Raw genomic sequence first — 25,877 nt, forward strand, 5'->3', positions numbered from 1 at the left:
GGCCGTCCCCGTTGAGGAGGCCGAGGACGCCGAGGAGAGGGTCACGCGGCCAGCGCGGCCAGGCGGGCGAAGTCCATGGCTTCGGCCACCTCGTCCAGGCGATCCGGGAACAGGTGCCCGTACTGGTCCAGGGTCATCGTGGCCGTGGCATGGCCGAGCATCGACTGCACCACCTTCACGTCCGCCCCGGAGGCGATGGCGAGCGAGGCGGCCGTGTGACGGAGCTTGTGCGGGGTGAGCCCCTTGCCCGCCAGACCGGCCGCCTTCACCGCGTTGCCGAACTCCCGGTAGCGCCAGTTGCGGATGCGCAGCGGAGCGCCCCGACGAGTCGTGAATACCAGTTCATCAGGGTCGCGCCCTTCCAGGAGCGGACGCAGTTCGGGCACCAGCGAGGGAGGCACGGGCACCGTGCGGGGCTTGCCCGTCTTCGGGGTCTGCTCGATGAGTTCGCTCTCCACCTCAGCGAAGGCCACCACCACGCGCACCCGGCGCCGTTCCAGATCCACACGCCCCACCCGCAGGGCAGCGGCCTCGTTGAAGCGCAGGCCCGTGTAGGCCAGCAGGAGGATCAGCGCGCGGTTGACCGGAGCACTTGAGGCGATCTGCCCGTACTTGGTGCGCAGCCCGCCAGCAGCGTTGGCCAGAGCCTCCACCTGGACATGGTCGAGGTAGACGTGTTCGGACTCGGAGGGCTTGGGCAGCGGCACACCCTTGGCCGGGTTGTAGGGGATGCGCCGGGGCACGCACCAGCCGAGCACCATCGACAGCACGACGTGTGAGTGCCTGGTCTGTGAGGCCCCGAGGTTCGATCCGCCCTCGTCCCGCGGCTTCTGGAGCTGGGCCACCCACACGGCGACGTCCTCCCCGTGGATCGCCGAGAGCGGTTGCTCTCCCCAGCGCGGAAGCACGTGGTTGTCGAGCACGGCCCGGTACTGCCACCAGGTGGACCGCTTGATATCGGTCCGCGTGGTCAGCCACTTCTCGGCCATCTGCCCGAGGGTGACCTTCGCGGCCGAAGGGTCGCGGTAGGAGCCCTCGTGCAGGCTGTTCTCGATCTCGGTCTGCCGCTTCTCGGCATCCGGTTTCTTCTTGTAGGTGCCGGCGCTTTTGATCCTCCCGGAGGGGTCGTAGTAGCGGACCATCCACCGCGCGGGAGGTGTGCGCTTGGCGGCTTTGGCCTTGCGTACGGCTTCGGTGTACGCCTTGTCCTTGGTGCGGTCGTAGACCCAGGCACGGGCCATAGTCAGTCTCCTTGGGGGGGGTTACCGGGTTCGGACCCAGGCATGGACCTCAGCGGGCACGTAGCGCACGTACCGGCCGATGCGGTGAGAGGGAGGACCGTCGCCCTTGTAGCGCCACTCATAGAGGGTCTTGGGAGGCACGCGGAGGTAGGCGGCCGTGTCCTTGACCGACCAGAGCACCTCCTCAGCACGGGGCCGGGGCACGGTAGGAGTGGTGCCAGCGGTTCTCATGCGGCCCTCGTCTCGGTGGTTGCCGAAAGATCGTTCTGCCGTGCGGCGTCGAGCTGGGTGCGGCGTTTGAGCGCTTCCCCCACGGCCCTCAGCAGGCGTTGTTCTCGGGGAGCCACGTCCGGATCAGTGGGACGTGCCAGTTCCCAGGCGAAGTCACCGGAGTTGACCGAGGTCAGCACCGGGGGACGCGGGTGTGTGTTGCCGCCCTGGTCCTCGCCTGTGGGGTCGACACCGAGTGCGTCCAGGACCCAGGACAGCCGGTCCGCTTTGTGGTCAGCCAGGGTCTTGCCGGACCACTTCCGAGAGACCAGGACGCGGCGTCCCGCGTAGCCCAGGTGTTCGCGGCGATGGGCTTTAGAGCGGCAGAACCCGGGGCGCTGACCGGCTTTGGGGTCCTGGGGTTGGATGCCGTAGCGCAGCCAGTTCGAGCACCGAGGCGAGCACGGTTCGAACCGCAGCGTCTCGATGAGCCGGTCCACGTGCTGTTCCTGCCGAACGGTTTCGGCCGCGTGGCAGTCGGCGATGTCCTTGGTCAGGTACTTGGCCAGGTAGCGCACACACCGGGCAGCGTCCTCGGTACCGGCCACGACCCCCTTGGCGTCCACCTGCTTTCCGAACCGCACCACGTGGAAGGGTTCCGGGTCCGGTTGAGCGTCGATCTCGTCCAGCGCCTCATCCCAGGTGGGCAGCACTTCCCCCGTTGCGGGATCGAGGTAAGTTCCTGCGCCTGCGTCCCACACCGGCAGGTTCTCGCCCTCGTAGCGCACCGTGTCAGCGGAAGGCCACCACACCTGGTGGTAGGTCGCAGCGGCGATCTGGCGCAGCTCCGAGCGCGGGAGGGTTCCGCGTGTGGCCATATGCAGGTGTGGGGCCAACCGACGCTGAGGTTCGACCGAAGCGAAGTACTGGACATCGAATCCGGCCACCCGGCGCAGGTTCTGCACGAACCGGTCCACGAGCTTGGAGAAGTGCAGGGTGTCCCGCGCAGCCCGCCGGTAGTCGTAGGTCGAGAAGTCGACGGGGGTGCCGTCCGAGCGCACCCGACCGTAGGAATCCAGGGTGAGTGTCAGGAACAGCGAGGGACGGAACACCTTGCCCGAGCTGGGGTCGGTGAACGCACGACCGACCGTCTTCCTGGTCATCGGCCTTTTGGGCAGATCCGGCACGTCCTGACGCCTCTTGGTCGAGCGCACCCGACGCGGCCCCGACTCCGAGGAGGCCGACCGGGTGACCGAGCCCCGCAGGCCGGAGGCGGTGATCTCCTCGTCCAGGTCAGCGATCGCAGCGTCCAGAGCGGCGAGCTGTTCAGGAGCGGCGCCCCCGATGGCGGCCAGGCGATCCCGTTCGGCGGTGACCATGGCCCGCTGCTCCACCCAGCCCTGTTGCTGCTGAGTGGGTGGGTCGGGTTCCACGACGGGTTCGGTAGCCAGGTGCCAGCCCTCTTCGCACTGGAAGCGGCGTAGGGAGCGTTTCCGTTTGGCGCAGGCAGGGCAGCGGGATTCCAGGGTGGAGCCGCACGGGACGTCGATCACCTCTGTCCGCCCGGTGCCGATATCAGTTCTCCGGAGGGAGACCGGGCGGATGCACACGCCGTGGTCGGCGGCGACCTGTTCGGCCACCTCACGCGCCAGGGGTTGCGCCAGACGTTCGGCACGCGTGCTCTTACCGGTAGGTGTGGGCATCAGGCAACCTCCGACCCGTAGCCGTCGGCCATGGCGGTGATGTCCTCGTCGGAGACAAACGCGGCCCGTACCCGTACCGGGGACGGCGATGTCTCCAGCCGGACGTAGGCCACCCCGGGCAAGGTGGGGTCGATCAGGTGCGCCTCAGCACCGCGTTCCCTCGCGCCTTCACCGAGGACCATGTCCACCTGCGATGCCTCGTCCAGGCGTAGGGCGATCTTGTCCGGGAACAGGTTGCGCAGGTTCATCACCTCCTTGCGCGGGTCCTGGAGCGCGGCCAGGACGCAGAAGCCGACCGAGCGTCCTTGTGAGGTCAGGGTGGCGATGGCGTTCTCCGAGCGCTTCCGCACGTCCCGGTCCGGGTGGTAGGCGGTCAGGAAGGCGACCTCGTCCAGGACCACGACCACGAACGGATCAGCCTTCGTGGGGGTGTGCGAGCGCTGCTTACCCGCATACCGCTCCGCCCTCTCCTGCATCTGGGTGACCGCGTGTTCGAGCAGGGCCACCGCGGATTCCCCGGTGTCGGCGTAGCGGGCGAACAACTCGCGTCCGTAGGCGAGTTCCATGCGTTTGGGGTCGATCCCCCACACCTGCGCTGTCCCGTCCGCGATGGCGGGGAGCATGGCCCGGATGGCGGACCACAGCACCGAACCCTTACCTGCCCCGGTGACGCCGACGACCAGGACGTGTGTGCCGTGCAGGCGGAGTTTCCACGCGGTGCCGTCCTCGCGCTTGCCGACCGGCAGGGCTCCCAGGTCCGGGGGCTCGGGGACGGGGAGCGCGTCGAGGGGTTCGGAGAGGGTGTCGTGTCGGGGGAACTCCAAGGTGATGTCTCGGGGCCCGTTGACAGTGACGCGGCAGGAGGGTGCGGCGAACCCGTGCGCCAGCTCCACCACCCGGTGCTCGAAGTCGACCGGGGAGGTGCCCGCGACCAGGGAGACCCGGACGTAGTCGGCCCGGTCGTTGCACCGAACGGAGCGGATGCGGGGCAGGTAGCGGCGTTCCTGGTAGGACTCAGCCAACCCGGAGATGACCAGAACCGGTTGCCAGTGACGCCGGTACACGGCCAGGTGCCGCCACCACGCCAGCAAACGCCAGGTCACGCAGTACCGGTAGGAGTCCGGCCACATCCGCCACCAGACGAGCGAGATCACCGAGAGCACCCCGGCCAGGACGGACAGGCCGACCCACCCGAGATACCACCAGCACACGACCACGGCCGCGGTCGAGGCGACCATGACGGGGAAGCGGAACGGCATCAACACCAGCAGCCGCACCAGCCGCCAGACCAATGAGGCCAGGACGACGATGCCGGGGGTCTCGATGATCGGAGTCGTGAACCTGACTCCCTGCGCCGGGGTGGGCAGGGTCGGGGAGGACTGAGTAGCCCCCACCTTGGGTTGACGCATCATCACGCCTCACCGCCGTTCAGGACCTCGGAGGCGGCGATCTCCGCCCACAGCAGGTCGGAATCGGCTTTGGCGCACGCGACGAACCGGGCCGCGTCCGGGTTGCCGTCCCGCTCAGCGATGGCGGCGAAGATCCGGGACTTGAAGTCGAAGAACTCCGCCCGCTCCGCCTTGGTGGTGCGGGGCTTGTCGTAGGCGTCCAGGAAGGCGCGGACCAGTTCAGGGCCGGTCAGGGTGGACAAGTCAGTGGGGTAGGTGGACATACTGGGGACACCTCTTCACGAAGCTTTCGCAGGGTTCGAGTGGGGGTTCAAGGGGCGGCCGAGGTGTTCCAGCACCAGGCCGCCCCGTCATGTGTCAGGTCAGGCAGCGTCCTTCACCGGGGCCTTGCGACCCGAGGACCCGGGAGCCTTCACACCCCGAGCACGCAGGGAGTAGGCGATCCGGGGACGGCGACCGTTGTCGTCCACGTAGGGCATGACCGCCATCGCCTCGAACTCCACCGGGCGGAACGGCAGCCCCGGGACCTCGTCCGGCAACGTGGGGCACACCTCGGCAGCGACCTTGACCTTCACCGACTTGGCCTTGCCCCGCGCTTCGGGGTCGGCGTCGATCACGTCCACCGCCCACAACGGGAGCCCGGTGTCCTTGTCCATCTGCGGACGCTTGGTCTCAAAGTCGGTGATCGCTTCCACCCCGAGCGCGAACGCACCGTGCGGGAAGACCGTGCCGAAGGAGACCGGCAACGCACCCTGAATAGCCATCAGTCAGCCTCTCACTTGATATCCACTCAACCACTTGTTCGGTCAAGTGGATGTCAGGATAGCCCGACACACTCGTCTGAACAAGTAGATAAGTGGCCGGGGCTGACCTGCGCTCACCCTGCCGGGTAAGAGTCCTCCAGTTCGTGCAGGTCACCGGGGAGAACCACCTCAGCGACCGCGATGACTTTCTCCGAGGCGTCCAGTATCCGCGCGGTGATGCCCAGCACAGGAGCCCCCTCGTCCAGGCCCAGGCGCTCGGACTCTTCATCCGTGGCCAGACGAGCACACAGACGCTCGGATACACGGGAGGGCCGCACCTGTTTGACCATTTGCACGTGTTCACGTGCGCCGATACTGATCGGCTGTTCGTCACCCAGGTCAGTGCCGTCCGCGACGTCGAGGGGGAACCACAGGGTGACCAGTTCGCTCGGTTCGCCGTCGTCCAGGACCAGGCGTTGGCGCATGATCGCTGGGGAGCCCTCAGGCAAACCGACCGCCTCAGTCACCGCTGAGGGCACGGGGGTACGGCCCGCCTTGAGGATGCGATTGTTCTTGGCCTCTTCGGAAGCCTCGAAGGCACTGGCTCCGGCATGGGAGCGCTCGGAGGTCTGTTGCGGGACGCCGCGCACGAACGAGCCGCGCCCGTGTTCGCGCTCGATCCACCCCTGCATACTCAGGATCTGCAAGGCCCGCACGACCGTGGAGCGCCCGGCCCCGAACTCGCGGACCATCCGGGACTCAGAGGGAAGCATCTCCCCCACGGGATAGGTCCCGTCTTCAATGCGCTCTTGGATCGCCCGCACGATCTGTACGTACTTGGGCGGAGCGAACTCCAAACTCGACATGATGTCCACCTGGTGACTCTAGTACTCGTATGGTCGAGTAGCTTACTCGTGTTGCATGGCCCTGTCAGCAGGTGGGGGCACATCTGAACCTCGCACCTGCTGATCAGGAGAGGGCGGGAAGCGCAACCGGGGCAGGTGCGCACATCGTCAGAAGGGGAGAGCCCGCGTGCCCTGGCGTCCGTGGTCTCGGGCGAGACATCAGGGCACGCGGGGGTATCTAGAACGGTCGCCAGTTCGCGGCCCGCTCCACGACATAGACACTCAGGTTCTCCACCGTGGCCCCGCACAGAGCACGGCGTTCGCCCTCGACCAGAGCGGCGGCCACCAGGCCCACGTCGTGCCGGGCGGCGACCTCGCCCGAGGTCAGCACCGGAGGGGTGACCGTGCGCACGTGGTTGCACACCGCACCGTCCACCACATGCGACAGGCCCACGACGTAGGACAGCCGCAACCGGCGCCGGGCCACCTGGGGCGGCAACTCACACCGCAGGCGTTGCACCACAGGCTTCCCATCAGAGTCAGTACCCACGGTTTCGTAGGTGATGGACTGCCAGTCCTCACAGGCCACCCGCACCCGCACACCGTGGGCGCGAGACCAGGCGTAGAACGCGGCACGATCCGCCGGAGGTGAGGCATATTCGGCACTCATGAGCGCACCGCCCCGACCGCGATGGCCGTGCGCACCAGGTCACGCAACTCAGCCATGTCATCCAGGGCAGGAGACGAACACGCGATCTGCACCAGCAGATCGATCCCCCGCCGGTCTCGCTCAGCCCGCTGAGTCGAGCGACGACGCTCCACATGCGCATAGGGACCGCGCACCAGGGAGTAGGAACGGGGATCGTCACCGTCCATCACGATGGGTTCCGGTACGGGCCACAGCTCCACCCGCGCAGGAGCGGGCACCCGGAACGGCGGAGGCCCGGTGCGGTGGTGCCTGCCGTGTCGGGTCGGTCGTATCAGAGTCACCAGCGCCCGGATCAGGGCGATAAGGTCTCTCACGTCAGCCTGCTTTCTCAGGTTGGCCGCGCCCCCGGACGCCTCGCACGCGTCGCGGGGGTCTGTCATGTCATGGATCAGCAGGCGAGACCGCTGCCAGCGGAGGACTCCGCCGTGACGGAGCGCTCGCCCGTCCCCTTGCAGAAGGGGCAGACCGCCGCACGCGTTGCCTGCTTCTCACCAGGCACAGATCGAACGACGACCAGTCGTCGCGGTCGGACGGACTTCCAGCCCCGCCCACGGCATGACCTGCACTTCATTCCGTTCCTGGCATCCATGAGGCCAACCATCCCGGGTTGGGATTCCGAAACCCATTCCTCCTCGGGATAACAAAGAGGGATACTGGCCATCCCCGTACTCGCAGCGCCGAGGAGTCAGGATGCAGGGACGCCCGACGAGCCGGATCACCATCCCGTCGTGGGCATGGGAGCGAGAACACACCGCAGAGTTCCTACGAAGGCGCGATGTCCAGGCACTTTTCCAGTTCGTGCGCCAATACGGTGGCGCTAGCCAGATGGCGATCTCAGCGGCGACCGGTCTGTCTCAGGGGCGGGTCAGCGAGATCCTGAACGGCCGCAAGACCGTCACGGCCTTCGAGGTCTACGAGCGGATCGCCGAGGGCATCAGCATGCCCGACACGCCCCGGATGCTGTTCGGTCTTGCCCCAAGGAGCCCGGGCGCGTTCACTGGACATGAGAGCGCGGCGCCCTCAGCAGTCCCGAGCTTGCCCGCGCAGAGGAGCCCAGGCCCCGGGGAGGTCTCAAAGGTGCGCCGCCGCGAATTCGTCGGACTGGCCGGAACAGCCCTCTTCCAAGCCACAGGTGGTTCGATGCTGGACATGGACGAGATCGCAGCGGCACTCACCAGGTACGCGGGAGCAGGACGAAGCACTGCCCGAGCGGCGACCAGTCTGAGAGAACTCGCCCAACGGGCGCACTCCGCCAAGGTCGGATACCAGGCATGCCACTACACGACCGTGGCCAAGCAGCTTCCCGAGTTACTGCGGAACCTGGATGATGCTGCCACCGGAGTAGACGGGGACGACGTCGCCCAGGTCCACGCACTCCGCGCGGAGGCGTACCACGTCGCAGCGAGCCTGCTACTCAAATGCGAGGAGCGGGGATTGTCCTACCTCGCAGCCGACCGGAGCATGCGAGCCGCAGAGGACAGCGAGAACCCCGCAGTCGTGGGAGCCAGCGCCCGAGCGTTCACCCGAGCACTCATGCGCGAACGGCACTACAAGGCAGCAACAGAACTGGCAACAAGCACGGCCGAACGCGTGGACAGCGCCATGGACGAGCCCACGCCAGAGTCTCTGTCGGTATACGGGTCACTTCTGCTGAGCGGCGCGGTATCAGCGGCCAAGCGCGAGGACCGAGACCAGGCGCTCAATCTGTTTGACGAAGCTGGCGACGCGGGTGAACGGCTCGGCGGCGATTTCAACTACCAGTGGACAGCATTCGGCCCCACCAACGTTCTCCTTCACCGAGTCAGCGCAGCCGTCGAGCTGGGCGACGCGGGCAGCGCCATCGACTATGCACGCCAGGTGCAGTTGGACAACATCAAGGTCATGGAGCGCAGAGTAACTCTGTTCATCGACGCGGCCCGTGCGTATCAGCAGTGGGGGAAGACCGAGCACGCCTACCACGCGTTGCGCAACGCCGAGGAGATGGCGAGCGAGGAACTAACAACGCGGCCCGTGGTGCATCAGTTGATCAACGACATCCGTACTCGCGCAAGCGGGCACCTGTATGGGAACGTCAGCGAACTCGCGGAAAGGGTCGGTGCCTGACTCAGTGAGTGAGCAGAAGACCCTCTACGTGGTGGTGTGCGCGGCAGGTCCGGCTTCGGATGTCGGCAAGCTGGTCGATCTGGCCCAGGAGCAGGGTTGGACCGTTCAGGTCATGGCCACACCATCAGCGGTGAGCTTCATCGACGTCGAGGCGCTGGAGAAGCAGACCGGCAGGCCGGTGCGGAGCCAGCACCGCGCTCCGGGAGACCCGCGTTCTCCCAAGGCGGACGCCATCATCATCGCCCCGGCCACCTTCAACACGATCAACAAGCTGGCCAACGGGATTGCAGACAACTACGTCTTGGACGTAGTGAACGAGGCAATCGGCCTAGACGTGCCGACTATCATCCTCCCGTTCGTTAATTCCACCTACTCAAATCGGGGGCCGTTCAAAAGAAGCGTCGAGAATCTAAGATCCGAGCGGGTCACCGTTCTACTCGGCCCGGATATGCTCACACCACATGAACCCGGAAGTGGATTGGCCCAAATCGGTGCTTTCCCATGGGATACCTCCCTAGAGCAACTCATTCACTTCAAGCATAATTAACAGAGCAGCCACAGGAAGATCAAGAATAGGATGGATTATCGCCAATGAGCACCCCCAAGGTAGAAATAAACAAGAAAGACGAGCAGAATCCCAATTCCTGGAATTCTCTAATTGAAGATTTTGCTGCCCAAATGTTTGACCTGCTGCACATTGGCACCGGCTTTCTATCAAATATACAAAGAGAATCCGACCTCTCGGACCAAGCAAGACAGATAATGAATCTACTAACAGAAGAAGAAAAGGAGGAGATGAGGGCGACCTTGGATTGGATTGGGGACTCTCTACTGAAATTTCACAGGACAGAAGAGGGCCCCATCTCCCCCCTTCCGAGAACAAACCAAGAAGGCCAAGAAGGCCAAGAAGGCCAAGAAGAATCTAGCACCCTCGAACTAAAAAGCGCCAATGTAAGCACAGCCCTAATGCAACTACTGACCGAATCCCGAATTTTTATGCGGTCCGACATTCGGCCCGAGACACTCAGAAAGTCCATCCTCATAACTTCGGCCTCGACATTCGAGATGCTATTCGGGAGAATGGCGGAAAGAGTATACAAAGTTAACAAGTCTGCCTTGGATGACTCCGAATACAAGTTTTCACTCCAACAATTGGCAGAATTCGAAACCCTGGATGATGCCAGGGAATTCTTGACCGAAAGGCGAATCTCGGCACTTCTACGGGAAAGCATCGAAGGTTGGGAAAAATGGCTCAGCAAGTCAGTTAAAGGCACATCCATGACTTCCCTTTCGAGCGACTGGGATGGCATTCGTGAAGTCTTCGCTAGAAGAAATGTCATCGTTCATAATGGTGGATATGCAAATCACATTTATTTGAAGACGGCGAAGGGAAGCAAATCAAAAAAGGTAGCCCTCGGGGAAGAACTCAAAGTCGACGAAGACTACTTCTCAGAACGGATTCAGGGTCTTCTTTCTCTGGGAATCATCACCAGCGCTGACGTCGCCCGACGGCTCCACAAGGAGGAGTCAGAAAACATCGCTGATCTTGTATTTAGGTACGCACAAATATCACTCAGACGTGGAGCATGGGACTCAGCGATATCCCTGAGCGAATACTCACTAAAAAGTAAAATAAATCGAAGGCAGCAGCTCAGATCTCAAATTATCAACTGGACAGCCAAAAAGAAACTCTTTGGTCTAGAAAAAATCGAATCAGAAGTCTCCTCCTGGGACGTCAGTGGACTTTCTGATGAGTTCTCTCACTGCAAACTCGTTCTCCTAGGAAAAAATGAAGAGGCAGCTAAATCAATTGAGCTCCTGGTCGAGAGTAAGAAGTTGAGCGTTGTAGACATTGCCACCGACCCTCTCTACGACGAAGCAAGAGAGCTGCTGGAGATCCAACCAAAAAAGAACATTGAAAAATCGAACATGAAAGAGGCTGGAGGGTAATCCAATCGGTGCTTAGATCGAAATAATATGCAACGGGCCTGATTTGGAAACGATTGAAGGCAAATTCTGCATTCCATTTGATCAAATTTGCCGAGTTGAGCTGTATGAGATCAAGGCGACGGCGCGAGCGCCGTCGCAGCAGCCCTCCGCCGCCGCTCGGGCTGCGGGCTGCCGCCCGGTCCCGAGCGCACGGCCGTAGGCCGCGTGCCACATGACGTCTCTCGGACGCACCCGCAGGACGAGCGGAAGCAGCGTTACCGAGATATCCATGGTGACCTAGGCCATACCCGTTTCGCAGGGCTTTGAGTGCCATTGGTTGATGACGTACTCAGATCCCGGAGCACCCGATGGCGCGACACGGTCTGTCTGGGGTGACCAACCCCAGCGCCATCGGGCACCCCGGACCGGAGCCGTGGTTGCCGGATACTGGGGCTGAGGAAGAGGTGGCGAAGGTGGCCGGGAAGGCACAGGCCGCGCGAAGTCGGGCGCTGGGCTGGGCCTCACCGCGATGCACATTCAGTGCACATAGCTCCGAGAGGACCTCGGAAGCGCTGGGAAGCCCCCGGAACATCAGCGCAGGTCACAAAGCTATTCGTCGCTTTGTCGACAGGTCGTTAGGGTCCCCCGGTGCAACGGGGCTTCATGGGTTCAAATCCCATACCCTCCGCAGTCCGAGGGCCGTCTGCCACACAGGCAGGCGGCCCTTCCTCATGCTCAGGGGCTTACCCGGAGGAACCCCCGTCCCGCGCTGAGGAGGGCCCTCCTGCCCTGACCTTCGTGGTCTCGGGCGATACGTCAGGGAACGCGAGGCTATCTGAAGCATGCTCTGGGTTTTCCGGCCCGACAGTCAGCACCCCGGAGTATCCCGGTCCCTTTTTCCCGGTGATCTTGCTACCAGTAGCGAAATCGGCGCCGAACTTGCTACTGGTAGCAAGATCACCGGGAAGGGGTGGGTTTCGGAAGCAGCGGACACGCATCCGCCCGGGTTGAGGACACCCCACGGGAGAGCCGAACGGACCGCTGGCCGAACAATTCAGTGGATGGTCCCGGTGGAAGAAGTGCAGACTGCCTCGGAGACCGGAACTGTGGAGGTGCGTGCATGTCCCTGCTGCGCAAGGGTTCGCGGCGTATCACCGTGGACGGCGCGGACTACCGCTGGCGCATTCGTCACCGGCCGACCTACAGCCAGGGGAACGGTTGGACCAACTTGGTCTTCGCCGTTGAGTACGCGGAATCCCCCGGGCGGGCGCTCGTGGTGGAGACCGGGAATCCTCGTCCTGACAACTGGCTGGGGCTCGGCCCCGCTGTCTCGATCACGCCGGTTGTGGTCGCCGCTGCCATTCGACGCGCCCTGAAGGAGGGTTGGAGTCCTCAGGCAACGGGATCCCCCCATCACCTGACGCTCACGGAGGCTGAAGTACCCGAGACAGCGGAAGACTTCGCGAACCAGTAGTTTGCGCGGGGTGAGTCGACGATTCCCCTGCCCTTGTTGCGGGCATCGCGTCCTGGACGAGATGCCCGGCTCGTTCCGGATCTGTCCCGTGTGTTTCTGGGAGGACGATGCGGTCCAGTTCCGGTGGCCGACCAGGAGAGATGGCGCGAACGGGGTCTCCCTGGTCGAAGCCCAGCGGAACTACCGGGACTTCGGCGCTGATGAAGAGCGCCATCTGGTGTTTGTCAGGCCGCCGAACTCGGATGAGCCGCTTGGTCAGGAGTGGCGTCCGATCGATCTCGCGCGCGACTCCTTCGAGGACTGGGAGGCGGCTGACCGCCTCCCATGGCCCGAGGATCGTTCCGTGCTCTGCTGGTGGCTTCCCACGTTCTGGCGCGGCGGTTAGGGCTGGTTCAGTCGGCTTCGAAGCGGCGGCGCCACCAGGGGTCGTCTGGGTCGGCGAAGGGGTTGGGGAGGGTGCGGCGGAGGTAGAGCTCGTCGAGGGGGGTCAGGCGGCGGTGTAGTTCGGTGCGGGCTCGTTTGGGGAGCCTGCGGAGGACGGACTCGAGGAGGTCGCGGGCGTGGCGCACGTCGTCGAGGATGCAGCCGGGGCACTCATAAGCGGCGTCGGCCAGATAGAGCGCCTCCTGGCCGCCGGTCCTCACGAACCGCTCGTACTTGTCCAGGGCTATGGCGGTGAAGCCGACAGAGTGGGAGGGGTGCCGGGAGCGCCGCTCGATCAGGTGGATGGCGTGGCAGGTTCCGGAGGAGATCCCGCGGATGTGGGATCTGGGGGACTCTGCCCGGGGCTGTTCCGCGCGTAGGGCGCCCGGGCGTCTACGCGGCATCTCCCTTATGAATAGTCATGTCGACATGGTGCCAGGCGTTCCGGGCGAAGGCCAGGGGGCTGTCCGCGGCTCGTTCTATGCTCTGGGCCCCACGAGGACTGAGGTAGGTATGAGTCGACTTCTCCGCACGCAGTACACGCTTGTCTACCCCGACTACGGGATCTTCCAGATCGTTGACTCCGGGAGTGAGGATCGCGACGCGCCGCTGCCTGGAAAACAGGATTTCAGTGCGGGAGAGCGGTCGGTCTTCCTGCACAGTTTCCAGAACAACGTGCTGGTCCGGCTGGACCTGGAGTCCTGGACGGGGGAGCCGCCGACTCTGGGGGGTGAGTGGGAGGGCTCGGACACCGCGACCATCACGCTCTCCAGCGGGGCGGTCGATATCGCGGAGCTCACCTTGGGGCGGCAGGAAGCAGTGCTGAGACTTCCCGCTCCCGGGCGATATCAGGTCCGGGTCGCGCATCGGAACAGGCGTCTGGTGAGCAAGGCCTATCAGGCGCTCTTCGGTGAGGACACGGACATCCACAGCGCGGAGTTCGCCGCCGCCACGCGTGACCTCGAAGGGCTCGAGCAGTACCTCGCGCAGTTCTGGGCGGCGTAGGCCCGAGGCCGCTTTGTCGACAGGTCGCTTCCAGGGCGCGGTACGGGTCCCGGGTTCGGGAACGGACTTCGTGTTCGGGAGGCGGGATCCGTTGCGAATTCGGAGGGGTCGCGGTCCGGCTCCGTGCAGGTGAGGAGGCCTCGCTCACGGCCAGGCCCCGTATGCGGACACCTGCGGTGGTTTGGGCCGCTCTGACTCAGGTATGCCCCGGAGTCACCGCTCCGATACACATCGATCGGCGGTAGGTCCACGAGAGTTCGAGGTGAGCACGATCAGAAATGCTCCTTGGCGGCAGAAGCTCCTGTGGGTCGTCCTCGGGACCGTCTTCGCGGCTGGCGCCCTGGCGGTGCTGGTCCCCTACTTCGGAGGGACGTGGGTCGTCTACTTCTTCGTACTCGCGCCCTTCGTCGTGAGCGGGGCCTATGTTCTGGCCAGCCACGGCGACCGTGAATCAGGCGGGCCCGAGCGCGAGGGGTAGGCCCTTGCGACACGGCCGGGGCCGTCCGCGATCGCGGACGGCCCCGGCCGGTGAGACGAAGCCCTAGTTGTCTTCGTCGGCGTGCTTGGGGAGCACCACCACGGGGACCTTGGAGCGGTGCAGGACCCCCTGGCTGACGGAGCCGAGGAGCAGCCCCCGGACCGTGCCCCGGCCCCGGGATCCCACGACGACGGCGTCGGCGCTCGCGGAGGCCTCCAGGAGGGCGTCGACCGGGTTGGACCGGGTCCGCACCACGGTGACCTCGATGTCGACGTCGTCGCGCTGCTCGTCCATGACGTCGGCGATCAGTTCGGCGACCAGTTCCTCGGAGTGCTTGTCGAAGACGTTGTCCTGGGGCAGGTAGCCCGCGGCGGTCATCGCGACGGGGTCGTACGGGTAGACCACTTCCCAGCTGTTGACCACGACGAGTTCGGCGTCGGCGTCGGCCGCGAGGCTGACGGCCAGGCCCAGGGCCCGGCGGGCGGTCGTGGAGTCGTCGACGCCGACGACGATCCGGTCCATCTTGGTGGTCGCGGGCTTGCCTTCGTCGTCGGAGGGCACCACTACGACGGGGCACGGGGCCTGGGCCGCCACACGCACGCTCACGGAGCCGACGAACATCGAAGCGACGGTGCCCAGGCCGCGGGTGCCCAGGACGATCAGGTCGCCCGGGTGGGCCTGCCGGATCAGTGCCAGCGGTGCCTCTTCGAGGGCGGTCAGCGAATCGACCTCGAGGGTCGGCTGGGACTTCTGGACCTGGGCGACTGCGTTGGTGAGCACGACGGTGGCCTGGTCCGAGATCTCGTCAGTGGGTCCGAAGCGGGTCGGTCCACCGTAGGCCGAAACGATCAGCGGCATACCGAGCGCGTGCACGATGTGCAGTGGGACACCGCGGCGTACGGCCTCGGCGGCAGCCCATTCGAGCGCCGCACCGGAGTGGTCCGACCCGTCCGCGCCCACGATGACCTTGGCCTGCCGGTCCTGGCTGTCTGCCATTGTTCCCCCTTGGGAAGAGTTTCAGCGCTGCCCACCATCATCACCAAGTAGAGCAGGATCATGCGGGAACGGCGCGGGGAAAGCGGCCCCCGTAACAGGGACCTTCGCCTCTGGGCAGTCAGTCGGTCTCGTCGGAGTGCGGCGGGAGCACGGCGACGGGGCCGCGGGCGTGGTGCAGGACCCCCTGACTGGTGGAACCCATGACCAGGCCCCGGACGCCGCCGCGGCCGCGGGAGCCGACGACGATGAGGTCGGCGTCCTCACCGGCTTGGAGCAGGGCCTCCACCGCGTTGGCCTGCATCCGGACGGCGCTGATGTCCAGGTCCTGGGTCCGGTCGTCGATCACCTCGGCCAGTACCCCGGCGACGACTTCTTCGGACTGGCGGTCGAACACCTCCTCGTGCAGCGACTGGGCGTCGGCCGCGAGGGAGGCCTCGTCCTCGGGCAGCGGCACCTCCCAGCTGTTGACCACCATGACCTTCGACCCCGTGGCCAGCGCGTGGTTCAGGGCGAAGCGCAGGGCCCGGCGGGAGGAGTCCGAACCGTCCACGCCCACGACCACTTTCCCCCGGGGCCGGTCCCGGTCGTCCGACTCGGGCACGACCACCACCGGGCAGGGCGCGTGTGAGGAGGTCCGTACGCTCACCGAACCGAGCATGATGGCGCGTATAGCGCCCAGACCGCGGGAGCCGACCACGATCACGTCCCCGTGCCGGGCCTCGTTGAGCAGAACCGCCGGTGCGTCCTCCGGGGCCAGTACCGTGGCCACGTCCAGATCCGGTCGGACGCCGCGCGCGTAGGCTGCGCTCTCGGTGAGGACGGTGTGCCCGGCCTCGCGGGCCGCCTCACCGGCCTCGTACCGCTCCGACGTGGAGTTGGAGAAGGTCCCTATCACCATCGGCATGCCGAGGCCGTGCACGATCCGGAGTTGTTCCCGGCGCCGGGCGGCGGCCTCCGCGGCCCAGACCAGGGCAGCGCGGTCGGTGGGTGAGCCGTCCACCCCCACGATGACCGCGGACGGGCGTTCCTGTGCGTTCATGTCCACCTCTTCCCCTCCCTTCCATTGTCGGGACCGGGCCGGGCGAAACCTAGACGGGACCGGTCCCCGCGTTTTGGGATCTTGCTCTCCTCGGAGCACCGCCCCGCCCGTTCCCGGGGCCCGGTCCGCCCGTCACGGCTGGCGGGCGAAGGCCTCCCCGACGCTCGCGGCCAGTTGCAGGTAGGCGTCCTTGGTGGCGGGCGCGAGCTGGTCCAGGTCCACTTCGGCACCCTCCTCCAGGTGGCCGTCCCAGGGGACCCGCACGACGGAGCGGCAGCGTCCGGCGAAGTGCTCCTCCAACCGGTTGAGATCGACGCTGCTCTTGGCGTTGGAGCGGACCATGGACAGCACCACGACAGCGCCGCGGACCAGGTCGACGTGGCCGTGGGCCTCCAGCCAGTCGAGGGTGGCACTGGCGCTGCGCGCCCCGTCCACGGAGGCCGAGCTGACCAGCACCACCTGGTTGGCCAGGCCGAGCACCCCGCGCATGGCGTCGTGCAGGAGTCCGGTGCCGCAGTCGGTGAGGCAGATGGAGTAGAAGTGCTCGACGATCCGGGCCACCTCGCGGTAGTCGGCGTCGCTGAAGGCCTCCGAGACCGCCGGGTCGCGGTCGGAGGCGAGGATCTCCAGGCGGCTGGGCGACTGGGAGGTGAAGCCGCGGATGTCGGCGTAGCGGGACACCAGGTGGCGTTCGTTGAGCAGGTCCCGGATGGTCGCCGCGGTCTCCAGGCGCACCTTGTCCGAAAGGGTGCCGCGGTCGGGGTTGGCGTCGACCGCCAGGACCCGGTCGCCGCGCAGGGAGGCCAGGGTGGCGCCCAGCGCGACCGTGGTGGTGGTCTTGCCGACCCCGCCCTTGAGGCTCAGGACCGCCACCCGGTGGTGACCGGAGGCGACCGGGGTGCAGGCTCGGGCGACGAGCTCGCGTTGGCGCAGCACGCGCGCGGACTCGCCCGGGTTGATCAGGCCGAGGCTGGCGGTGTGCACGGCCCTGCGCCACCCGGTGCTGGGGCCCTGGCGGCGGTTGCGGACCAGAGTGGCGGCGTTGAGGGAGTCGGAGGTCTCGCCCTGGTCCGCGTCGTTACGGGTGGCGGGGGCGGGGGAGGACGTGGGCGCGGGCGGCCGCCCCGGGGCGCCGGTCCCGGCCCAGGGTGAGGGTGCCGATCCGGCCTCGCGCGGCCCGGTCAGGGAGCGCGGCGGGTCCGGACGTTCGGGGAGCGGTTCGGTACGCCGCACCGCGTTCCCGCCGCTGGGGGTGCCCCAGGGGTTGGGCGTGCCCAGGCTCTCCGTGCCCGTGGCCTCGGTACCGACGGACCCGGTACCGACAGGCTCGGCTCCGGTGGGCCCGGCGTCGGCGGATGGAGCGCTCGAGGGTTCGGTGTGCTCGGTGCTCCACGGTGCCAGGGGTGCGTTTCGGGGAGGGGTGCCCGGCCCCGGACGCTCGGTGCGCTCGGCTTCCAACGGGGGCAGCTGTTCGGGTTCGGGGACGTCGGAGTCGCCGCGCAGCTTGCGCGGGCCCAGCGGGTCCTGTCCCAGACGCTGGGGGCGCTGCGGGCGGCGTTCCTCCTGCCAGGGCCCCGAGGGTCGGGGGCGGTTCCGGCTGCCCGGCATCAGGCGGACCGTACTACTGCGCATCTCCTTCGGGTCGTCGGCGACGTCAGCCGGGTCGTCCGACGACTCGTCGAAGGCGGCCTCGTCGTCCTCAGTGTGTTCCGTGGCCTCCTCCGGGGCCGGCGCCCGGAAGGGGGTCCCCCGCGGCGGGGGCGGGGTGTCCTCCGGGATCTGGGCGTAGGGCGGCGGTGGCGGCGGCGCACCCTCGAAACCGCCGAACCACTGTTCCCTGGGCGAGGGGGCGGGTGCGGCTTCGGGTTCGGGGGTGGACGGGCCCTGGGTGACCTCGGTCGCCGACTCGCCGAACTCCGCCGAGTCGTCCGTCCGGCGCCGGATCGACTCCGTGCGCTCGTGCGACTCCGGTTCGGCGCCTGACCCGTTCTGTTCGTGCTGTGCCACCGGGGCTACTCCTGCGTCAAGGGGGCGTGCTGTGGAGGTCGGGCCCTTTCGGGGTGTCGGGGTGGGCCCTCGGGGTTCTCTTACCCGCACAGACCCAGCAAAGCATCCCTTCATGGGCGCTGAACAGTGTTCCCCCACTCCCGTCCCCTCCAGAGGCTGGGTACTGTCGGCCCCATGCACGCGATCCGAATCACCGAGCCGGGCGGACCCGAGGTCCTGTCCTGGTCCGAGGTCCCCGACCCCGTCCTCCAGGAGGGCGAGGTCCTGGTGGACGTGGCATCCACCGCCGTCAACCGGGCTGACGTGGCCCAACGCCTGGGCAACTACCCGCCGCCGTCCGGCGCCTCCGAGTATCCGGGCCTGGAGTGCTCGGGCACCGTCAGCGAACTCGGCCCCGGAGCCGAGGGTTCCGGCTGGTCCGTGGGGGACCCGGTCTGCGCCCTGCTGACCGGCGGCGGGTACGCCGAGAAGGTCGCCGTCCCGGTCGGCCAGCTCCTGCCGATTCCGAAGGGGGTGGGCCTGGTCGAGGCGGCCGCGCTGCCCGAGGTGGCCTGCACCGTGTGGTCGAACCTGGTGATGGTCGGCGGCCTGCGCTCCGGGCAGACCGTCCTGGTCCACGGCGGCGGCAGCGGGATCGGCACGTTCGCCGTCCAGTTCGCCCGCGCCCTGGGCGCGCGGGTGGCGGTCACCGCGGGCAGCGACGAGAAGCTGGAGCGCTGCCGCGAGCTGGGCGCCGAGATCACGGTGAACTACCGCACCGAGGACTTCACCGAGCGTCTGAGGGCCGAGGGCGGCGCCGACCTGATCCTCGACATCATGGGCGGTTCGTACCTGGACGCGAACCTGCGTTCGCTGACCACGAACGGCCGTCTGGTGATCATCGGGCTGATGGGCGGGCGGCGATCCGAGATCGACCTGGGCCGCATGCTGGCCAAACGCCTCTCCGTCCAGGCGACCACGCTGCGCTCCCGGCCCGGGGCCGAGAAGGCGGCCATCGTCTCGGGAGTACTGGAGCAGGTTTGGCCGTTGGTAGAGGGAGGAGCCATCCGCCCCGTCGTCGATCGCACCCTGCCCCTGCGGGACGCGGCGGAGGCGCACCGTGTCATGGAGTCGAGCGCGCACACCGGCAAGATCCTTCTCACCCGTTGACCGCGTGCCGTACACAGCCGAACTAGGGGATCGATGAGCAACGCAGACAGCCAGAAGGAACCACAGGTCCTGGTGGTGGGGACCGAGGAGAACCACGGGACCGGGGCCGAGGACGGCTCGGGGGAGCCGCGCTCGCTCGCGGACATGGTGGAGCAGCCCGCCAAGGTGATGCGGATCGGCAGTATGATCCGCCAGCTGCTGGACGAGGTGAAGGCGGCCCCGCTGGACGAGGCCAGCCGCGCCCGGCTGAAGGAGATCCACACCTCCTCGATCAAGGAACTGGAGGACGGGCTCGCCCCCGAGCTCATCGAGGAGCTGGACCGGCTGACCCTGCCCTTCGCCGAGGGTGCCGCGCCCAGCGACGCCGAGCTGCGCATCGCCCAGGCCCAGCTGGTGGGCTGGCTGGAAGGGCTCTTCCACGGCATCCAGACCACGCTGTTCGCCCAGCAGATGGCGGCCCGCGCCCAGCTGGAGAACATGCGCAAGGCGCTTCCCCCGGGGATGTCCGGGCTCCAGGCCCAGGGCCCCGGCGCCCAGGGCCCGGGCCAGGATGAGCAGCCGCACATGGGTTCGGGCCCGTACCTGTAGGCCCCTACAAGGAATCCGAAGCCTGTCGTAGACGCGAGCGGAGCCCGACCCCCACCGGGGACGGGCTCCGCTCGTGCGTTTCGGACTACTGCTGTGCCTACTTCTTGGCCTTGGGCGCCTGGATCGGCTCGAGGACGTCCTTGCCCAGGTAGGGCCGCAGGGCCTCGGGGACGACGACCGAGCCGTCCTCCCGCTGGTGGTTCTCCAGGATCGCGACGATCCACCGCGTCGTGGCGAGCGTGCCGTTCAGGGTGGCGGCGAAGCGGGGCTTGCCGTCCTCGTCCCGGTAGCGCACGTTGAGGCGGCGGGCCTGGAACTCGGTGCAGTTCGAGGTGGAGGTGAGCTCGCGGTAGGTCTCCTGGGTGGGGACCCACGCCTCGCAGTCGTACTTGCGGGCCGCGCTGGTGCCGAGGTCACCGCCGGCGATGTCCACCACGCGGTAGGGCAGTTCGAGCTTGTCCAGCATCTCCCGCTCCCAGGCCAGGAGCCGCTGGTGCTCCTCGTGCGCCTGCTCCGGAGTGGTGTAGACGAACATCTCCACCTTGTTGAACTGGTGCACGCGGATGATGCCGCGGGTGTCCTTGCCGTAGGAGCCGGCCTCGCGGCGGAAGCAGGACGACCAGCCGACGTAGCGGTTGGGCAGCGCGTCGGCGGGCAGGATCTCGCCGCCGTGGTACCCGGCCAGCGCCACCTCGGAGGTGCCCACGAGGTAGAGGTCGTCGGCGGGCAGGTTGTAGACCTCGTCGGAGTGCTCGCCGAGGAACCCGGTGCCCTCCATCGTCTCGGGCTTGACCAGGACCGGCGGGATCATCGCGGTGAAACCGGCCTCGATGGCCTGGTTCATCGCCATGTTGAGCAGGGCCAGCTCCAACTGGGCGCCCACGCCCTTGAGGAAGTAGAACCGCGCGCCGGAGACCTTGGCGCCGCGCTCCATGTCGATGGCGCCGAGCATCTCGCCCAGCTCCAGGTGGTCGCGCGGGGTGAAGTCGAACTCGCGGGGCTCACCCGCGGTCTCCAGCACCACGAAGTCGTCCACACCGCCGGAGGGAGCGCCCTCCTCGACGAGGTTGGGTACCCGCTTCAGGACGGCGTCGAGCTCGTCACCGAGTCGTCCGGCCTCGGCCTCGGCCTCCTTGACCTCGGCGGAGAGCGCCTTGGCCCGGGTGAGGAGCTCCTCGCGCTCCTCGGGAGAGGCCTTGGAGACGGACTTGCCCACGCTCTTCTGCTCGGCGCGCAGTGTCTCGAACCGGGTCAGCGCGGAGCGGCGACTGGCGTCCAGTTCGAGCAGCTTGTCGGCCACAGCGGGGTCCTCACCGCGGGCCCGCTGCGATGCACGGAGTCGTTCGGGGTCTTCTCGAAGAGCGCGAAGGTCGATCACGTCTTGCAGGTTACCGCCCGCCCCGGCCCGGGCCCACATCTTTTGCCGACAGTCACGTCATGAAACGTCCCGCGCCCCGTATCCCCTTCGAAGGGCCGACCGGGGGAGTGAGGGCTTCCGGCGGCACACCGACCATGGGGAGTAGTCGTGAAACCGCTGGGTGAGATGACCACGGAGGAACTCGCCGAAGCGCTGGAGGCGCTCGACGACGCGCGCCCGGAGGACACCGCGCTGCGGCTGGCGCTGTACCTGGAGCTGCGCCGCGCCGCCGCGGAGGAGTGGCTCTTCGAGGAGGAGCAGACCGAAGCCGAGGCCCCCGCGGACGCCTGAAGACCCTCGCCCCAAGGGGGGGTTCTTTTGCGTTCGTTCGCCGGGGAGGCCAATCTTCTGTAACACAGTGCAAGACGAGACAAGCCGCTAGCGAGGAACGAGCTAGAGGAAGGGCTGCGCCGAAGGCGTCCGTTGAGGGTGGTGGCGGGCGACCGGTGGGCGTAGGCGAGGATGCCGTGCTTGCCTAAACCCAATCCCTCCGCAAAGGCGGAGAACACGCGCCAAAGCGGAGCGGCGGCGCAAAGAAAACTCAGTCCATGGCGCCGGCGCGGATGCGGGCGAGCCAGAGCTCGGCTTCGGCGAAGTCCGCGTCGGTGGTGGAGCGCGGGCGCATCTGCGGGATGATCTCGGTGGCGCGGCCGCCGCGCGGGTAGCTGCCCAGGAAGCGCACGTCCCGGCAGACCCGGCGGATGCCCATGAGCGCCTCGCCCACGCGGGCCTCGGCGACGTGGCCCTCGGCGTCGATGCAGAAGCAGTAGCTGCCCAGGCCGTCGCCGGTGGGGCGGGACTCCAGGCGGGTGAGGTTGACCCCGCGGACGGCGAACTGGTTGAGCACCTCGATGAGCGCGCCGGGGTGGTCGTCGGCGATGAAGGCGACCAGGGAGGTGCGGTCGGCGCCGGTGGGTCCGGGGAGGGTTCCGGCGCGGGAGAGGTAGATGAAGCGGGTGGCCGCGTCGGAGCGGTCGCCCACGCCGGAGGCCAGGGCGTGCAGCCCGTAGCGCTCCCCCGCGATGACCGCGCAGATGGCGGCGTCGTAGGGTGCGCCCGGCTCCGCGACGGCGCGTGCGGCGGCGGCCGTGGAGGAGACGGTGTGGGCGTCCGCGTCCGGGAGGTTGCGCGCGAGCCAGCCGCGGCACTGGGCGAGGGCGTGGGGGTGGGTGGCCACCCGCTTGACGTCCTCGAGCACGGTGCCGGGCCGGGCGAACAGCGCGAACTCGACCGGGACCGCGGTCTCACCGGTGATGAGCAGGGGTTCGCCCTTGATGAGTTCGGCGATGGTGGTGGTGACCCCGCCCTCGACCGAGTTCTCCAGCGGGACGACCCCGCCGTCCACGACACCGGCGCGGACCGCGTCGAAGACAGCCGCCACCCCGTCGCACGGGACGCGGGACTGTTCGTCGGCGTCGGGACGCAGGTCGCGGAGGGCGGCTTCGGTGAAGGTGCCCTCGGGGCCGAGGTAGGCGTAACGGTTGGGCATGCTGTTCAGGCTATACGGCCGGGGCAGCCGGGGGCGGTCAGTTCTCGGGGCGGGGTTGCGGCGCCCGGGGTCCGCTGTCCACGCTGACCGGCTCCTCGGCCGGTTCGCTGTCCCGATCACCGTCCGCTGCCCTGACCCGCTCCTGGGCCGATGCGCTGTCCGGTTCGCCTTCGGAGCCCTCCGGTCCCTGGACCACCGTGACCAGCGCTTCCGAATCCGTATCCGGGGCGGGGTCGGAGGTCGCGGCGCGGACCGGTTCCGGGGCTGCGGGTTCGGGCATCCCGGAGCCGATGCCGTTGCCCAGGCGGGCCGAGCGGATCACCCGGTACTCCTCGGGGCTGAGCAGGTGGTCGGCCTCGCCCCGGGTGACGGCCTTGGCGTAGGTGCGGGTCTCGGTGCGCCCGTTGATGGAGGTGACGACCACCCCGTCGCCGTGGGCGTTGAGCATGGCCAGGGAGAAGGAGCGGGCGCCCGACATCTCCTCCAGGGCGTCGTAGTGCAGCACCGCCACGTCGCGGACGGCCCGGGGGTCGGCCCCCGAGGAGTTGACCGCGAGGGCGCGCTGGGCCAGGGCACGGTACTCCCCCTGGACCTCGCGGGTCCGGTACAGCGCGTACACGCCGAGGGCGAGCCCGCCCAGCCCGATGAGCAGAGCGATGGAAGCCATGATCGTAGTGAACACAGCGCGAGCGTATCGCTACACATCGCACCCATGGGGTCGCTCTTAGCGATTTTTGCGAGTAATGTGCCCGATTTTTCTGGTCAATTCATGACCGGTACTGCGTGTCCGCCCCGCCACGCCCCGCCAGGCCCGGTTCAGGGTCGGCCGCAGCTCCCGCACGGCCAGGGCGCGCGCCACGTCCGCGAACTGGTGCGCCCGGTGCAGCTGGGCCCGCAGGTCCGTGCCGGTCGCCCGGTGCTCCAGCGGCACCTCGACCTCCACCACCCGCATGCCGCCGCGCAGGACGTCGATGGTCAGCCCGGTCTCCACCCCGAACCCGGGGGCGAGCGGACGGGCCTCCTCGAAGGCGTCCCGGGTGAGACAGCGCTGACCGTTCAGCGGCTGCTCGGGCTCCCAGCCGGTGGTCCGGCGCACGCCCTCCCGGGCCAGGCGGACCACGAAGCCGTGCCCGCCCAGGCGCATCCGGGTGGCAGGGAACAGCGCGACGGTCATGTCCGCCGCACCCTCCAGGACCGGCTCCACCAGGGGCGCCGCGTCCTTGGCGGTCGCTCCGAGGTCGGCGTCGAGGAAGAGCAGGTGGCGCGGGGCGCGGGCGACACCCTCGGCCGCCTCGTCCGCCTCGATCCGGCGCACACCGTCGGCGCCGGACTCCATGGCCGCGCCCTTGCCCCGGTTACGGCCGTGCTTGAGTACCCTGGCCCCGGCTTCCAGGGCCAGGGCCGTCGTCCGGTCGGTGGAACCGTCGTCGACCACCACGACCAGGTCGACCCCGGGCAGTGTGCGCGCCGCGGTGACGGTGGTGCCGATCCGTTCGGCCTCGTTCTTGGCGGCGATCACCACGGCGACCCCGGCACTGCCCGGGTCCCGCGGCTCCGGCCGCGCTCGTGCCACCGGCGCTACTGCGCGGTGCCGGTCCCCGCGGCCACCGGCAACGCGTCGAGGTCGGGGTGGATCACGAAAACCTCGTCCAGGCCGGTGACCTGGAGGACCTTCATGACCGCCGGTTTGGGCGCCACGAGTTCCAGGTCGCCGCCGCGGTCGCGGGAACGCTTCATCGCGGAGAGCAGGACGCTGATGCCGGTCGAGTCACAGAACTCCGCCCTGGACATATCGATGACCAGCCGCCGTGTCCCTGCTTCCAGGGACTCGACGAGCTCGTTGCGCAACTGGGGTGCCGTGTACAGATCGATCTCACCGCCAACGGTTACCACTGCGACGTCATCTTGAGATCGGCTTGATATCTTCAACTCCACAGACGTGACTGTAGCGGCCAAGGCCAGGCCGGGCCACCTCGTTGGCGGCGTTTCCCCACATCGGTCACGTTCCTCCGCCCAGTATCCCAGGGCGTGAGACGGGGGTCCGGTGCACAGGGGCGGTGGAGGGATACAGCGGCGCTGCTCAGCGGCGACTCAGAGCGGACCGCTCCAGGCGGGTTCGCCCCGCTCGATCCGCAGCTCGAGCTCGACCACGTCGGCCGCGTCCAACGCACCCGTGTCCACCGCGTCCGCGTCCACTGTGTCCACGTCCACTGTGTCCACGTCGTTCGGGTCGAGGCCGCCGTGCTCCTCGGTGGTGACCTCCAGGACCGCCCATACCGTGGTGGTGGTCGCGTCCATCTCGGTGCCCCAGCGGCCCGCCAGCATCTGCACGATGCTCAGCCCGCGGCCGCCCAGGCCGGACAGGGAGGGCCGCGACACCCGCGGCATGGTGCTGGAACCGCCGTCGCGCACCGAGATCTCCAGCCAGCTGTCGGCCGGGTCCGTGCCGGGGGCGACCTCCACCCGCCAGGACACACCCACGGTGTGGTCGGGCAGGGGGCTCGCGTGTCTGAGGGCGTTGCTGACCAGTTCACTGAGGATGAGGGCGGCGTCATCGACCCGGTCGGCGCACACGTCCAGGGCCCGCAGGTCGGTACACAGCCCTTGTCGGGCGAGGGTGACGCTTTCCGGGGCATAGGGAAGAACGACGCTTCGCTCGACCTTCAGAGGGCTCCGGAGGTCCCCGTTGTCGCGTGCGGCGTTGTCTCCTGACACAGCTTTCGTCCCTGCGAGTTCGTACTTCTCGGTCAGCCCGGAACCCGCCCGTTGTGTGCCAGCGAATTCCACCAGGGGTGGAAATGCCCCGATCCCTCACATCGGAAACCCGCCGGGAGGTGAATCCGCCGGGAGGATCCGCGCTTCGGACGCGCGAATCCACGACGTGACAGGACTTCTGGGGCCCATGAGGTTTTTGTTGTTT

29 protein-coding genes are annotated in these 25,877 nt (G+C 67.5%); 10 read left to right on the plus strand and 19 right to left on the minus strand.

From position 1 onward, the window contains the following. Nucleotides 1–41: 41 nt before the first annotated feature. From NE857_RS00270 to NE857_RS00310, 9 genes are all read right to left on the minus strand, one after another. Entirely contained in the window at nt 42–1,241 is a 1,200-nt protein-coding gene (locus NE857_RS00270; RefSeq protein ID WP_254419272.1) for a tyrosine-type recombinase/integrase, read from the minus strand. Between the two features lie 21 nt (nt 1,242–1,262). Beyond that, entirely contained in the window at nt 1,263–1,472 is a 210-nt protein-coding gene (locus tag NE857_RS00275; RefSeq protein ID WP_254419273.1) for a helix-turn-helix transcriptional regulator, read from the minus strand. Further along, nucleotides 1,469–3,154 (minus strand): replication initiator, encoded by a 1,686-nt coding sequence (locus NE857_RS00280; protein WP_254419274.1) that lies wholly within the window; start codon nt 3,152–3,154, stop codon nt 1,469–1,471. Before NE857_RS00280 ends, NE857_RS00275 begins: the two co-directional genes overlap by 4 nt. After that, nucleotides 3,154–4,566 carry an FtsK/SpoIIIE domain-containing protein gene (locus NE857_RS00285; RefSeq protein ID WP_254419275.1) on the minus strand — a complete coding sequence of 471 codons (1,413 nt, stop codon included), beginning with the start codon at nt 4,564–4,566 and terminating at the stop codon, nt 3,154–3,156. Before NE857_RS00285 ends, NE857_RS00280 begins: the two co-directional genes overlap by 1 nt. Next, the gene (locus tag NE857_RS00290) at nt 4,566–4,826 is read right to left on the minus strand and encodes a hypothetical protein (RefSeq protein ID WP_254419276.1); all 261 of its coding nucleotides are present in this window, start codon (nt 4,824–4,826) and stop codon (nt 4,566–4,568) included. The genes NE857_RS00285 and NE857_RS00290 overlap by 1 nt, the downstream gene beginning before the upstream one ends. A 99-nt stretch (nt 4,827–4,925) precedes the next feature. Further along, complete coding sequence (locus NE857_RS00295) at nt 4,926–5,327, minus strand: hypothetical protein (RefSeq protein WP_026116265.1); 402 nt, start codon at nt 5,325–5,327, stop codon at nt 4,926–4,928. A gap of 113 nt (nt 5,328–5,440) precedes the next feature. Next, complete coding sequence (locus NE857_RS00300) at nt 5,441–6,181, minus strand: GntR family transcriptional regulator (RefSeq protein ID WP_254419277.1); 741 nt, start codon at nt 6,179–6,181, stop codon at nt 5,441–5,443. A gap of 208 nt (nt 6,182–6,389) precedes the next feature. Further along, nucleotides 6,390–6,821, minus strand: a complete 432-nt coding sequence (locus NE857_RS00305; RefSeq protein WP_254419278.1) for a hypothetical protein — start codon at nt 6,819–6,821, stop codon at nt 6,390–6,392. Next, nucleotides 6,818–7,174 (minus strand): hypothetical protein, encoded by a 357-nt coding sequence (locus NE857_RS00310; RefSeq protein WP_254419279.1) that lies wholly within the window; start codon nt 7,172–7,174, stop codon nt 6,818–6,820. Before NE857_RS00310 ends, NE857_RS00305 begins: the two co-directional genes overlap by 4 nt. Before the next feature lie 376 nt (nt 7,175–7,550). Between NE857_RS00310 and NE857_RS00315 the strand changes: the two genes are divergently transcribed. The 5 genes from NE857_RS00315 (at nt 7,551) to NE857_RS00335 (ending at nt 12,751) form a co-directional block, all read left to right on the plus strand. Next, the gene (locus tag NE857_RS00315) at nt 7,551–8,963 is read left to right on the plus strand and encodes an XRE family transcriptional regulator (RefSeq protein ID WP_254419280.1); all 1,413 of its coding nucleotides are present in this window, start codon (nt 7,551–7,553) and stop codon (nt 8,961–8,963) included. After that, nucleotides 8,956–9,510, plus strand: a complete 555-nt coding sequence (locus NE857_RS00320) for a flavoprotein (protein ID WP_254419281.1) — start codon at nt 8,956–8,958, stop codon at nt 9,508–9,510. The genes NE857_RS00315 and NE857_RS00320 overlap by 8 nt, the downstream gene beginning before the upstream one ends. A gap of 44 nt (nt 9,511–9,554) precedes the next feature. After that, a complete protein-coding gene (locus NE857_RS00325) occupies nt 9,555–10,913 on the plus strand; it encodes a hypothetical protein (protein ID WP_254419282.1) in 1,359 nt (452 codons plus the stop codon). Nucleotides 10,914–12,012: 1,099 nt separating this feature from the next. Beyond that, nucleotides 12,013–12,366: a hypothetical protein gene (locus tag NE857_RS00330; RefSeq protein ID WP_254419283.1), complete on the plus strand. Its 354-nt coding sequence runs from the start codon at nt 12,013–12,015 to the stop codon at nt 12,364–12,366. Nucleotides 12,367–12,376: 10 nt separating this feature from the next. Next, the gene (locus NE857_RS00335) at nt 12,377–12,751 is read left to right on the plus strand and encodes a CPCC family cysteine-rich protein (RefSeq protein ID WP_301184287.1); all 375 of its coding nucleotides are present in this window, start codon (nt 12,377–12,379) and stop codon (nt 12,749–12,751) included. A gap of 7 nt (nt 12,752–12,758) precedes the next feature. On the opposite strand, the gene NE857_RS00340 is transcribed toward NE857_RS00335, so the two are convergent. Beyond that, nucleotides 12,759–13,193, minus strand: coding sequence for a hypothetical protein (locus NE857_RS00340; RefSeq protein ID WP_254419285.1), 435 nt, complete (start codon nt 13,191–13,193; stop codon nt 12,759–12,761). Nucleotides 13,194–13,302: 109 nt separating this feature from the next. Here NE857_RS00340 and NE857_RS00345 point away from each other — a divergent pair, with 109 nt between their 5' ends. Then, nucleotides 13,303–13,794 carry a hypothetical protein gene (locus NE857_RS00345; protein ID WP_254419286.1) on the plus strand — a complete coding sequence of 164 codons (492 nt, stop codon included), beginning with the start codon at nt 13,303–13,305 and terminating at the stop codon, nt 13,792–13,794. Nucleotides 13,795–14,056: 262 nt separating this feature from the next. Then, nucleotides 14,057–14,272: a hypothetical protein gene (locus NE857_RS00350; RefSeq protein ID WP_254419287.1), complete on the plus strand. Its 216-nt coding sequence runs from the start codon at nt 14,057–14,059 to the stop codon at nt 14,270–14,272. Between the two features lie 63 nt (nt 14,273–14,335). Here the strand turns inward: NE857_RS00350 and NE857_RS00355 are convergent, their stop codons facing one another. From NE857_RS00355 to NE857_RS00365, 3 genes are all read right to left on the minus strand, one after another. Then, nucleotides 14,336–15,268: a universal stress protein gene (locus tag NE857_RS00355; protein ID WP_254419288.1), complete on the minus strand. Its 933-nt coding sequence runs from the start codon at nt 15,266–15,268 to the stop codon at nt 14,336–14,338. Nucleotides 15,269–15,386: 118 nt separating this feature from the next. After that, on the minus strand, nt 15,387–16,307 hold the full coding sequence (locus NE857_RS00360) for a universal stress protein (RefSeq protein WP_254419289.1): 921 nt from the start codon (nt 16,305–16,307) through the stop codon (nt 15,387–15,389). Between the two features lie 132 nt (nt 16,308–16,439). After that, nucleotides 16,440–18,314 (minus strand): MinD/ParA family ATP-binding protein, encoded by a 1,875-nt coding sequence (locus NE857_RS00365; RefSeq protein WP_254419290.1) that lies wholly within the window; start codon nt 18,312–18,314, stop codon nt 16,440–16,442. A 174-nt stretch (nt 18,315–18,488) separates the two neighbouring features. Here NE857_RS00365 and NE857_RS00370 point away from each other — a divergent pair, with 174 nt between their 5' ends. Further along, complete coding sequence (locus NE857_RS00370; RefSeq protein ID WP_254419291.1) at nt 18,489–19,463, plus strand: NAD(P)H-quinone oxidoreductase; 975 nt, start codon at nt 18,489–18,491, stop codon at nt 19,461–19,463. A 33-nt stretch (nt 19,464–19,496) separates the two neighbouring features. Next, nucleotides 19,497–20,051, plus strand: coding sequence for a bacterial proteasome activator family protein (locus NE857_RS00375; protein WP_254419292.1), 555 nt, complete (start codon nt 19,497–19,499; stop codon nt 20,049–20,051). 97 nt (nt 20,052–20,148) lie between these two features. Here NE857_RS00375 and serS read toward each other — a convergent pair whose 3' ends face one another. Further along, entirely contained in the window at nt 20,149–21,429 is a 1,281-nt protein-coding gene (gene serS / locus NE857_RS00380) for a serine--tRNA ligase (RefSeq protein ID WP_254419293.1), read from the minus strand. A gap of 147 nt (nt 21,430–21,576) precedes the next feature. Here serS and NE857_RS00385 point away from each other — a divergent pair, with 147 nt between their 5' ends. Continuing rightward, a complete protein-coding gene (locus NE857_RS00385; protein WP_017584234.1) occupies nt 21,577–21,759 on the plus strand; it encodes a hypothetical protein in 183 nt (60 codons plus the stop codon). A 250-nt stretch (nt 21,760–22,009) separates the two neighbouring features. Here NE857_RS00385 and pheA read toward each other — a convergent pair whose 3' ends face one another. The 5 genes from pheA to NE857_RS00410 all read right to left on the minus strand — a co-directional run bounded on the left by pheA (nt 22,010) and on the right by NE857_RS00410 (nt 25,672). Continuing rightward, nucleotides 22,010–22,957 carry a prephenate dehydratase gene (gene pheA / locus NE857_RS00390; RefSeq protein WP_254419294.1) on the minus strand — a complete coding sequence of 316 codons (948 nt, stop codon included), beginning with the start codon at nt 22,955–22,957 and terminating at the stop codon, nt 22,010–22,012. A gap of 37 nt (nt 22,958–22,994) precedes the next feature. Further along, nucleotides 22,995–23,639, minus strand: coding sequence for a DUF4446 family protein (locus tag NE857_RS00395; protein ID WP_254419295.1), 645 nt, complete (start codon nt 23,637–23,639; stop codon nt 22,995–22,997). A 42-nt stretch (nt 23,640–23,681) separates the two neighbouring features. Next, nucleotides 23,682–24,479: a glycosyltransferase family 2 protein gene (locus tag NE857_RS00400; protein WP_254421824.1), complete on the minus strand. Its 798-nt coding sequence runs from the start codon at nt 24,477–24,479 to the stop codon at nt 23,682–23,684. 56 nt (nt 24,480–24,535) lie between these two features. Beyond that, nucleotides 24,536–24,892, minus strand: a complete 357-nt coding sequence (locus tag NE857_RS00405; RefSeq protein ID WP_193374554.1) for an STAS domain-containing protein — start codon at nt 24,890–24,892, stop codon at nt 24,536–24,538. Nucleotides 24,893–25,048: 156 nt separating this feature from the next. Beyond that, complete coding sequence (locus NE857_RS00410; protein ID WP_254419296.1) at nt 25,049–25,672, minus strand: ATP-binding protein; 624 nt, start codon at nt 25,670–25,672, stop codon at nt 25,049–25,051. Nucleotides 25,673–25,877 lie beyond the last annotated feature (205 nt).

It is taken from the genome of Nocardiopsis exhalans, assembly GCF_024134545.1.
GTDB lineage: Bacteria > Actinomycetota > Actinomycetes > Streptosporangiales > Streptosporangiaceae > Nocardiopsis > Nocardiopsis exhalans.

What these genes read in the sequence shown, in the direction of transcription:
- NE857_RS00280 (WP_254419274.1), bottom strand. Translation starts at nt 3,154, where the DNA reads ATGCCCACACCTACCGGTAAGAGCACGCGTGCCGAACGTCTGGCGCAA.
- NE857_RS00330 (WP_254419283.1), top strand. Translation starts at nt 12,013, where the DNA reads ATGTCCCTGCTGCGCAAGGGTTCGCGGCGTATCACCGTGGACGGCGCG.
- NE857_RS00285 (WP_254419275.1), bottom strand. Translation starts at nt 4,566, where the DNA reads ATGATGCGTCAACCCAAGGTGGGGGCTACTCAGTCCTCCCCGACCCTG.
- NE857_RS00360 (WP_254419289.1), bottom strand. Translation starts at nt 16,307, where the DNA reads ATGAACGCACAGGAACGCCCGTCCGCGGTCATCGTGGGGGTGGACGGC.
- NE857_RS00290 (WP_254419276.1), bottom strand. Translation starts at nt 4,826, where the DNA reads ATGTCCACCTACCCCACTGACTTGTCCACCCTGACCGGCCCTGAACTG.
- NE857_RS00370 (WP_254419291.1), top strand. Translation starts at nt 18,489, where the DNA reads ATGCACGCGATCCGAATCACCGAGCCGGGCGGACCCGAGGTCCTGTCC.
- NE857_RS00325 (WP_254419282.1), top strand. Translation starts at nt 9,555, where the DNA reads ATGAGCACCCCCAAGGTAGAAATAAACAAGAAAGACGAGCAGAATCCC.
- NE857_RS00345 (WP_254419286.1), top strand. Translation starts at nt 13,303, where the DNA reads ATGAGTCGACTTCTCCGCACGCAGTACACGCTTGTCTACCCCGACTAC.
- NE857_RS00340 (WP_254419285.1), bottom strand. Translation starts at nt 13,193, where the DNA reads ATGCCGCGTAGACGCCCGGGCGCCCTACGCGCGGAACAGCCCCGGGCA.
- NE857_RS00295 (WP_026116265.1), bottom strand. Translation starts at nt 5,327, where the DNA reads ATGGCTATTCAGGGTGCGTTGCCGGTCTCCTTCGGCACGGTCTTCCCG.
- NE857_RS00375 (WP_254419292.1), top strand. Translation starts at nt 19,497, where the DNA reads ATGAGCAACGCAGACAGCCAGAAGGAACCACAGGTCCTGGTGGTGGGG.
- NE857_RS00355 (WP_254419288.1), bottom strand. Translation starts at nt 15,268, where the DNA reads ATGGCAGACAGCCAGGACCGGCAGGCCAAGGTCATCGTGGGCGCGGAC.
- NE857_RS00270 (WP_254419272.1), bottom strand. Translation starts at nt 1,241, where the DNA reads ATGGCCCGTGCCTGGGTCTACGACCGCACCAAGGACAAGGCGTACACC.
- NE857_RS00315 (WP_254419280.1), top strand. Translation starts at nt 7,551, where the DNA reads ATGCAGGGACGCCCGACGAGCCGGATCACCATCCCGTCGTGGGCATGG.
- NE857_RS00305 (WP_254419278.1), bottom strand. Translation starts at nt 6,821, where the DNA reads ATGAGTGCCGAATATGCCTCACCTCCGGCGGATCGTGCCGCGTTCTAC.
- pheA (WP_254419294.1), bottom strand. Translation starts at nt 22,957, where the DNA reads ATGCCCAACCGTTACGCCTACCTCGGCCCCGAGGGCACCTTCACCGAA.
- NE857_RS00275 (WP_254419273.1), bottom strand. Translation starts at nt 1,472, where the DNA reads ATGAGAACCGCTGGCACCACTCCTACCGTGCCCCGGCCCCGTGCTGAG.